Source organism: Klebsiella sp. HMSC25G12 (assembly GCF_001807705.1).
GTDB classification, from domain to species: Bacteria; Pseudomonadota; Gammaproteobacteria; order Enterobacterales; family Enterobacteriaceae; genus Klebsiella; species Klebsiella variicola.
Genome location: NZ_KV789842.1, coordinates 22,233 through 30,661, shown reverse-complemented (window position 1 = coordinate 30,661; position 8,429 = coordinate 22,233). Strand labels below are relative to the sequence as shown.

Here is an 8,429-nt window from a genome sequence, read left to right as displayed (position 1 = left end):
CCCGGTGGCGCTGCGCTTACCGGGCCTACAACTGCACGAACGTAGATACTGTTATCGGTTTGCAACTTTTTGGTCCGGGAAAAATATGTGCTTTGTGTTAATTCAGAGCACATTGCGCTCCCGATATTTCTTCTGCGTTATGACTCTCATGACGCAGGGAGCGCACAGAGGGCGGCCAGTCGCCGCCACCCGGCAACACGCTACTTCATTCTCGCCATATAATACGCATCCACATACTCACCGTTGCGCAGCGCGTAACGCCTGCCGGTGCCTTCGATCTCAAAGCCGTACTTCTTATACACCGCAATCGCCGGGGCATTATCGGCGAACACCGTCAGCTCAATACGTTCAACCCGCAGCCAGTTGTCGCACATATCAATCATGGTACGCATCAGCGCGCTGGCGACGCCGCGGTTGTGCCAGCGCGAATCCACGCTGACACCAAAATCGGCGACGTGGCTACGGCGAGGACGTTGGACGACGGCAATGCTTAAATGGCCGACGACTTGCTCATCGATACAGGCCACCAGCTGCTTCACGCCGGGCGTATCGGCTAGCCGCTCCCGCCACATATGTTCGGATGGATGAGGGACCTGTAGCGTGTTGTGATACACCTCCGGCTGGGCGTGAATTTGACGAATCGCGTCAATATCTTTCGGTTCAGCATGGCGTATCACGATGTCACTCATTCCTTGTTCCTCATTCAGGTGAAAAGTCCCTTTAAACATCACTGACTACGGCGTTCGAGTCAACACGCATTATTTGCAAAAAAAAGTAGACAAGTGCGAATGAGAATGATTATTATTGTCCTGCATTCAGGGAGACCCTTGCGGAAAGCCTGAAAGCACGACATTGCTCACATTGCTTCCAGTATTACTTTAGCCAGCCGGGTGCTGGCTTTTTTTTTGCCGCTATTTCAGGCGCTCTGCGGCCTGGCGGGCTCCGCGTCGGCTTTGGATGGCGTGTCTGCTACCAGACCGAGAATATGACTTTTGTTCTCCGCTGCGGCCAGCATTTCAGCGCGACCGCTAAAAACCCCGCCTTTCTTGATCGCCAGCGCGCGATAGGCGAGGGTACCATCCAGATGGCCGTGCTCCTCGATGGTGATGCTATCGCCATGACACTGGCCCTGCACCTTGCCGTCAATAATCAGCTCCCGGCAGCTGATGTTGCCCTCCACCTGGCCTTCACGCATTACCTTAATCAGATGCTCTTTGGCCTCAATGTTGCCGGTCAACTGGCCGTGAATATAGACATGGCCGCTGGCGGCGATATTGCCGACGAAATGTACCCCGCTGGCGATGATCGTGGTCTCGTGTTTTTTGCTGGCGACCGCTTCGGGTTCTGGGTTTATTGCCGGAAATGTGGCTGCTTCTGACGCTTGAGGTTCCGTTTTATTTTTCTTAATAAACATCGCGTTAATCTTGTTCCGTTGGCTATGGAGGAGGAAAGCGACAAGCGCGCAGGCGGCCGCCAGGCGCGCCAGCGCGATGGCATCGACAGACCAGGCGATCAGTCCAAGAAGCCAGAAAAAAAGGGTGCCGTTTATGGCGAAATACTGTTTGTCCATTAGCAGCGGCTGGCTACTCCGTTAGTCATCAGCAACGTCCTGGTTTGCCCTCCACTTATCCGTAGTTTCGCCGTTAGGATCAAGTTTTTTAGCTGGAAAATGGCGAATTAATTCCTGGTTAATCAATTGGTTATTAATATTTTCGTATAAGTGATGCTTGAACTATTTTGCTGGCGAATCTTCCAGGAAAGCGGACAGAGAGGATGAAGTGATGGCCCGGCTTGCGCTATGGTTGAAGGTAGCTCATCAACTAAGGACAGCGTTATGACTCTGCACTGCGCATTTATTGGCTTCGGCAAAAGTACCACCCGCTACCATCTTCCTTACGTTTTGCACCGCAAAGACCGTTGGCAGGTGGCGCATATCTACCGCCGCCGGGCGAAGCCCGAGGAGCAGGCGCCGCAGTATTCCCATATCCATTTCACCAGCGATCTTGATGACGTGTTAAACGACCCACAGGTCAATCTGGTGGTGGTCTGCACCCACGCCGACAGTCATTTCGAATATGCGAAAAAGGCGCTGGAGGCGGGGAAAAACGTGCTGGTGGAAAAGCCGTTCACCCCGACGCTTGAGGAGGCCACAACCCTGTTTTCCCTGGCAAACAGCAAAGGTCTCACGGTGACGCCCTACCAGAATCGCCGTTTCGACTCCTGTTTCCTGACCACCAAAAAGGTGATTGAGAGCGGGAAACTCGGCGAACTGGTGGAGATCGAAAGCCATTTCGATAACTACCGCCCGGTGGCGGAGACCAACCCCGGCGGCCCGCAAAACGGCGAGTTCTATGGTCTCGGCGTGCATACCCTGGATCAGATCATTTCGCTGTTCGGCCGTCCGGACCATGTCTCTTACGATCTGCGCTCGCTGCGCAATAAAGCCAACCCGGATGACACCTTTGAGGCCCAACTGTTCTACGGCGATCTGAAGGCCATCGTCAAAACCAGCCACCTGGTGCAGATCGACTACCCGAAATTCATCGTTCACGGCCATAAAGGTTCGTTTGTGAAATACGGCATTGACCAGCAGGAGACCAGCCTGAAGGCCAATATCATGCCGGGCGAGCCGGGTTTTGGCGCGGACGACAGCGTCGGCGAGCTGGTGTACGTCAACGAGGCGGGGGAGACGGTGCGTGAAGCGGTGCCGCTGGAGACCGGCGACTACGGTCGGGTGTACGACGCGCTGTATGAAACTCTCGTCAACGGCCAGCCGAATTACGTCAAGGAATCTGACGTTCTCACCAATATGGAGATCCTGGAGCGCGGCTTTGAACAGCCTTCTCCGGCCACCATCACCCTGGCAAAATAAGCAAAACGGGCTCCTCGACGCTTGTTCATATTTTTTGAACAGAGGAGTCAATTTTCACCCTCTATGATCGACGGCGAAATGGGTCCACACTGACTCCATCGAAAACATACGGGGGTGCAACATGATCTACTTACGCAAAGCGAACGAACGTGGCCACGCTAACCATGGTTGGCTGGATTCCTGGCATACTTTCTCTTTCGCCAACTATTATGACCCGAATTTTATGGGCTTCTCTGCCCTGCGGGTGATTAACGACGACGTCATCGACGCCGGTCAGGGCTTCGGTACCCATCCACACAAAGACATGGAAATCCTGACTTATGTGCTGGAAGGGGCGGTGGAGCACCAGGACAGTATGGGCAACAAAGAGCAGGTGCCGGCAGGCGAGTTCCAGATCATAAGTGCGGGTACCGGGGTGCGCCACTCTGAGTACAACCCGAGCAAAACCGATCGTCTGCGTCTGTATCAGATCTGGATTATTCCGGAAGAAACCGGCATTACCCCGCGCTACGAGCAGCGCCGCTTCGACGCCGCCCAGGGCAAACAGCTGGTGTTGTCGCCAGATGCGCGAGATGGCTCGCTGAAGGTGTACCAGGATATGGAACTCTATCGCTGGGCGCTGCTGAAAGATGAGCAGTCGGTTCACCAGATTGCCGCGGAACGCCGCGTGTGGATCCAGGTGGTCAAAGGCGAAGTGACCATCAACGGTACCAAAGCCACCACCAGCGACGGTTTGGCCATCTGGGACGAGCAGGCGATTTCGGTTCATGCCGACAGCGATAGCGAGATCCTGCTGTTCGATCTGCCGCCGGTTTGATAGTTATCTGAGCCAGGTTAAATAAATTGCGCAACCTTCTCCAACATCGGCGAAGGTTGCGCTTTGTCCGTGATAAACTGAGAAAATGTTTCCCCGTTGATCACAGTCAGGACGATGAAAAAGAAAAGACCCGTACTTCAGGATGTAGCCGATCTTGTCGGCGTGACCAAAATGACGGTCAGTCGCTATTTACGCAACCCGGAGCAGGTCTCCGAAGCGCTGCGTGGCAAGATTGCCGTTGCCCTCGATGAACTGGGTTATATTCCCAATCGCGCCCCTGACATTCTCTCCAACGCGACCAGCCGCGCCATCGGCGTGCTGCTGCCGTCGTTAACTAACCAGGTCTTCTCGGAAGTGCTGCGCGGTATCGAAAGCGTCACCGACGCCTTCGGCTATCAAACCATGCTGGCGCACTACGGCTATAAGCCGGAAATGGAAGAGAAACGCCTCGAATCGATGCTCTCCTGGAACATTGACGGCCTGATCCTCACCGAACGCACTCATACGCCTCGCACCCTGAAGATGATTGAAGTCGCCGGCATTCCGGTGGTGGAGCTGATGGACAGCCGGTCGCCGTGCCTCGATATCGCCGTCGGGTTTGATAACTTTGAAGCCGCCCGGCAGATGACCGCAGCGATTATCGCCCGCGGCCACCGCCACGTCGCCTATCTGGGGGCGCGTCTCGATGAACGAACTATCATCAAACAGAAGGGGTACGAGCAGGCGATGCTCGACGCCGGGATGACGCCCTATAGCGTGATGGTGGAGCAGTCTTCGTCCTACTCGTCGGGTATTGAGCTGATGCGTCAGGCGCGCCGCGAATATCCGCAGCTTGACGGTATCTTCTGTACCAACGATGACCTTGCGGTCGGCGCGGCGTTTGAATGCCAGCGCCTGGGGCTGAAGATCCCCGATGATATGGCGATCGCCGGGTTCCACGGCCATGATATCGGCCAGGTGATGGAGCCGCGTCTCGCCAGCGTCCTGACCCCGCGCGAGCGGATGGGACGCATCGGTGCCGAACGGCTGCTGGCGCGCATTCGTGGTGAAGCGATTACCCCTAAGATGTTAGATTTAGGTTTCACATTGTCACCGGGCGGATCAATTTAAACTGACAAGTTTGAAGTAGATCACACATATTCACATCTGGCACGAATGGATATTGCTTCTCCACAGGTCCGGCATGACAATGTTACCGATAACAGTTACCCGTAACAATTAACCGATACGCCGCCTTCGCGCTGGATGAGTCAGCCATGGCGCGGCGTACCTGTCCGGTGGGAGGATGCTTTGAGCACGACTAATCATGATCACCACGTCTATGTTCTGATGGGCGTTTCCGGCAGCGGGAAATCCGCTGTCGCCAGCGAAGTGGCGCATCAACTGCATGCCGCGTTTCTCGACGGCGACTTTCTGCATCCGCGCAGCAACATCACTAAGATGGCCTCCGGTGAGCCACTGAACGATGATGACCGCACGCCGTGGCTGCAGGCGCTGAATGACGCCGCGTTTGCTATGCAGCGTACCAACAAGGTGTCGCTGATCGTCTGCTCGGCGCTGAAGAAGAGCTACCGCGACATTCTGCGTAAGGGCAACCCGAACCTCTCCTTCATCTATCTGAAAGGCGATTTCGACGTGATCGAAAACCGTCTGAAGGCACGCAAAGGACACTTCTTCAAAACCCAAATGTTGGTGACGCAGTTTGAAACGCTGCAGGAACCAGGCGCCGACGAGAGCGATGTGCTTATCGTCGATATCGACCAGCCGCTGGAAGGCGTGGTGGCCAGCACCATCGAGGTGATCAACAAAGGCAGTCACTAGTGAGTACTTTAACGCTTGTTTTAACAGCAGTCGGCTCGGTATTGCTGCTGCTGTTTTTAGTCATGAAAGCGCGGATGCACGCCTTCGTGGCTTTGATGGTGGTTTCTATTGGTGCAGGTCTCTTCTCCGGCATGCCGCTGGATAAAATCGCGGCGACGATGGAGAAAGGGATGGGCGGTACGCTGGGCTTCCTGGCGATCGTCGTCGCGCTCGGCGCGATGTTCGGTAAGATCCTGCATGAAACGGGGGCGGTCGATCAGATTGCCGTCAAGATGCTCAAATCCTTCGGCCACAACCGCGCGCACTATGCGATTGGTCTTGCCGGTCTTATCTGCGCGCTGCCGCTGTTCTTCGAAGTGGCCATTGTCCTGCTGATCAGCGTCGCTTTCTCGATGGCGCGCCATACCGGCACTAACCTCGTGAAGCTGGTGATCCCGCTGTTTGCCGGGGTGGCCGCCGCCGCCGCGTTCCTGCTTCCCGGGCCGGCGCCGATGCTGCTGGCGTCGCAAATGCACGCCGACTTTGGCTGGATGATCCTGATTGGCCTGTGCGCCGCGATCCCGGGGATGATTATCGCCGGTCCGTTGTGGGGTAACTTCATTAGCCGCTACGTTGAGCTGCATATTCCTGACGATATCAGCGAACCGCATCTCGGCGAAGGCAAAATGCCCTCCTTCGGCTTTAGCCTGTCGCTGATCCTGCTGCCGCTGGTGCTGGTGGGTCTGAAAACCATCGCCGCGCGCTTTGTGCCGGTGGGTTCCACTGCCTACGAATGGTTCGAGTTTATCGGCCATCCGTTCACCGCGATCCTGGTTGCCTGCCTGGTCGCGATCTACGGCCTGGCGATGCGCCAGGGGATGGCGAAAGACCGCGTGATGGAGATCTGTGGCCACGCGCTGCAGCCGGCGGGGATTATCCTGCTGGTGATCGGCGCCGGCGGCGTCTTCAAGCAGGTGCTGGTTGACTCCGGCGTCGGCCCGGCGCTCGGCGAAGCGCTGACAGGCCTGGGTCTGCCGATTGCGATTACCTGCTTCGTGTTGGCGGCTGCCGTCCGTATCATTCAGGGGTCCGCGACCGTTGCTTGTCTGACGGCGGTTGGCCTGGTGATGCCGGTCATTGAGCAACTGAACTACAGCGGCGCGCAGATGGCGGCATTGTCTATCTGTATCGCCGGCGGCTCGATTGTGGTGAGCCACGTGAACGATGCCGGCTTCTGGCTGTTCGGTAAATTTACTGGTGCGACGGAAGCCCAGACGCTGAAAACCTGGACCATGATGGAAACCATCCTGGGTACCACCGGGGCGATTGTCGGTATGATCGCTTTCCAGCTGCTGAGCTAAGCCCGCTCACCTCCCGCTCGCGGGGTATAAAAAGCCAGGGTAACGCTGCTTACCCTGGCTTCTTTGTAATAAGCCGCCCTTTTTCCCCCTTTTCCTTGCCTGCTATTCGCCCTTATTAGCGCTACGACGATACTCGTATCCCTCGTCAGCCCTTGCTGTGCCTGGGTTTGATGCGTTTATTTGGCAAGCGGTAAATCACCTGATTTCGCGCTCAATCCATAATCAGGATCAATAAAATAGCAACGGAAAATATTCCATTGCGCAGGGGATTTCCCCGATAATCGTTGCGTTTTTGACGACGACCAGCGACGGTGGACAATGTGCAGGATAAGTTGCTTTTCTGATTGTTCAGCAATCATTGATTAATTTCACTTGCGACTTTAGCTGCATTTTGTAAGGTGAGGGATAATCCAGTTGGAAACTGGCCAGGCACAAACAGCACACACCTCGCAGGAATACGTTATGAAAAATGTTGGTTTTATCGGCTGGCGCGGAATGGTCGGCTCTGTTCTCATGCAACGCATGGTTGAAGAGCGCGATTTCGACGCCATTCGCCCGGTGTTCTTCTCTACCTCCCAGCTGGGACAGCCAGCGCCGTCATTCGGCGGTAGCACCGGTGGCACGCTTCAGGATGCGTTCGATCTGGACGCGCTGAAGGCACTGGACATTATTGTCACGTGCCAGGGCGGCGATTACACCAACGAGATTTACCCGAAGCTGCGCGAAAGCGGCTGGCAGGGTTACTGGATTGACGCCGCCTCTTCGCTGCGCATGAAGGACGATGCGATCATTATCCTCGACCCGGTTAACCAGGACGTGATCACCGCCGGCCTGAATAATGGCGTCAAAACCTTTGTCGGCGGCAACTGTACCGTTAGCCTGATGCTGATGTCCCTCGGCGGCCTGTTTGCCCAGGATCTGGTGGAGTGGGTCAGCGTGGCAACGTACCAGGCGGCTTCCGGCGGCGGCGCGCGTCATATGCGCGAGCTGCTGAGCCAGATGGGTCAGCTGCACAACCATGTTGCGGCAGAGCTGGCGAATCCGGCTTCCGCCATTCTGGATATCGAGCGCAAAGTGACGTCGCTGACCCGCAGCGGCGAGCTGCCGGTGGATAACTTCGGCGTACCGCTGGCGGGCAGCCTGATCCCGTGGATCGACAAACAGCTGGATAACGGCCAGAGCCGCGAAGAGTGGAAAGGCCAGGCGGAGACCAACAAGATCCTCGCCACCTCGTCCGTTATCCCGGTAGACGGCCTGTGCGTCCGCGTTGGCGCGCTGCGCTGCCACAGCCAGGCGTTCACCATCAAGCTGAAGAAAGATGTGTCTATCCCGACCGTTGAGGAGCTGCTGGCCGCGCACAACCCGTGGGCCAAAGTGGTACCGAACGATCGCGAGATTACCATGCGCGAGCTGACCCCAGCCGCGGTGACGGGCACCCTGACCACCCCGGTAGGGCGCCTGCGTAAACTGAATATGGGGCCGGAGTATCTGTCGGCCTTTACCGTTGGCGACCAGCTGTTGTGGGGCGCTGCGGAGCCGCTGCGCCGGATGCTTCGGCAGCTGGCGTAAGCGCAGGATG

8 protein-coding genes and 1 pseudogene are annotated in these 8,429 nt (G+C 56.5%); 6 read left to right on the top strand and 3 right to left on the bottom strand.

Annotation, left to right across the window (positions count from 1 at the left end; all coding sequences use genetic code 11):
- Positions 1 to 200 precede the first annotated feature (200 nt).
- Together yhhY and HMPREF3096_RS06775 are read right to left on the bottom strand one after the other, a co-directional pair.
- The gene (gene yhhY / locus HMPREF3096_RS06780) at positions 201 to 689 is read right to left on the bottom strand and encodes an N-acetyltransferase (RefSeq protein WP_012967123.1); all 489 of its coding nucleotides are present in this window, start codon (positions 687 to 689) and stop codon (positions 201 to 203) included.
- A 227-nt stretch (positions 690 to 916) separates the two neighbouring features.
- A complete protein-coding gene (locus HMPREF3096_RS06775; protein WP_032731357.1) occupies positions 917 to 1,570 on the bottom strand; it encodes a bactofilin family protein in 654 nt (217 codons plus the stop codon).
- 264 nt (positions 1,571 to 1,834) lie between these two features.
- Here HMPREF3096_RS06775 and HMPREF3096_RS06770 point away from each other — a divergent pair, with 264 nt between their 5' ends.
- The 5 genes from HMPREF3096_RS06770 to gntU all read left to right on the top strand — a co-directional run bounded on the left by HMPREF3096_RS06770 (position 1,835) and on the right by gntU (position 6,850).
- Entirely contained in the window at positions 1,835 to 2,872 is a 1,038-nt protein-coding gene (locus HMPREF3096_RS06770; RefSeq protein WP_032731356.1) for an oxidoreductase, read from the top strand.
- 121 nt (positions 2,873 to 2,993) lie between these two features.
- Complete coding sequence (locus HMPREF3096_RS06765) at positions 2,994 to 3,689, top strand: pirin family protein (RefSeq protein ID WP_032731354.1); 696 nt, start codon at positions 2,994 to 2,996, stop codon at positions 3,687 to 3,689.
- A 114-nt stretch (positions 3,690 to 3,803) separates the two neighbouring features.
- Positions 3,804 to 4,799 carry a gluconate operon transcriptional repressor GntR gene (gene gntR / locus HMPREF3096_RS06760; RefSeq protein ID WP_002920777.1) on the top strand — a complete coding sequence of 332 codons (996 nt, stop codon included), beginning with the start codon at positions 3,804 to 3,806 and terminating at the stop codon, positions 4,797 to 4,799.
- A 180-nt stretch (positions 4,800 to 4,979) separates the two neighbouring features.
- A complete protein-coding gene (gntK, locus tag HMPREF3096_RS06755; protein WP_012540395.1) occupies positions 4,980 to 5,510 on the top strand; it encodes a gluconokinase in 531 nt (176 codons plus the stop codon).
- Complete coding sequence (gntU, locus tag HMPREF3096_RS06750; protein WP_008806984.1) at positions 5,510 to 6,850, top strand: gluconate transporter; 1,341 nt, start codon at positions 5,510 to 5,512, stop codon at positions 6,848 to 6,850. The genes gntK and gntU overlap by 1 nt, the downstream gene beginning before the upstream one ends.
- On the opposite strand, the pseudogene HMPREF3096_RS31370 reads toward gntU, so the two are convergent.
- A pseudogene (locus tag HMPREF3096_RS31370) lies at positions 6,847 to 7,209 on the bottom strand (hypothetical protein). The gene gntU and the pseudogene HMPREF3096_RS31370 sit on opposite strands and share 4 nt — an antisense overlap.
- Before the next feature lie 103 nt (positions 7,210 to 7,312).
- Between HMPREF3096_RS31370 and asd the strand changes: the two are divergent.
- Complete coding sequence (gene asd / locus HMPREF3096_RS06745) at positions 7,313 to 8,419, top strand: aspartate-semialdehyde dehydrogenase (protein WP_012540397.1); 1,107 nt, start codon at positions 7,313 to 7,315, stop codon at positions 8,417 to 8,419.
- Positions 8,420 to 8,429: the final 10 nt, after the last annotated feature.

Excerpts from the sequence above, each read along its gene's own strand:
- asd (WP_012540397.1), top strand. The coding sequence starts at position 7,313 with ATGAAAAATGTTGGTTTTATCGGCTGGCGCGGAATGGTCGGCTCTGTT.
- gntR (WP_002920777.1), top strand. The coding sequence starts at position 3,804 with ATGAAAAAGAAAAGACCCGTACTTCAGGATGTAGCCGATCTTGTCGGC.
- yhhY (WP_012967123.1), bottom strand. The coding sequence starts at position 689 with ATGAGTGACATCGTGATACGCCATGCTGAACCGAAAGATATTGACGCG.
- HMPREF3096_RS06775 (WP_032731357.1), bottom strand. The coding sequence starts at position 1,570 with ATGGACAAACAGTATTTCGCCATAAACGGCACCCTTTTTTTCTGGCTT.
- HMPREF3096_RS06765 (WP_032731354.1), top strand. The coding sequence starts at position 2,994 with ATGATCTACTTACGCAAAGCGAACGAACGTGGCCACGCTAACCATGGT.
- HMPREF3096_RS06770 (WP_032731356.1), top strand. The coding sequence starts at position 1,835 with ATGACTCTGCACTGCGCATTTATTGGCTTCGGCAAAAGTACCACCCGC.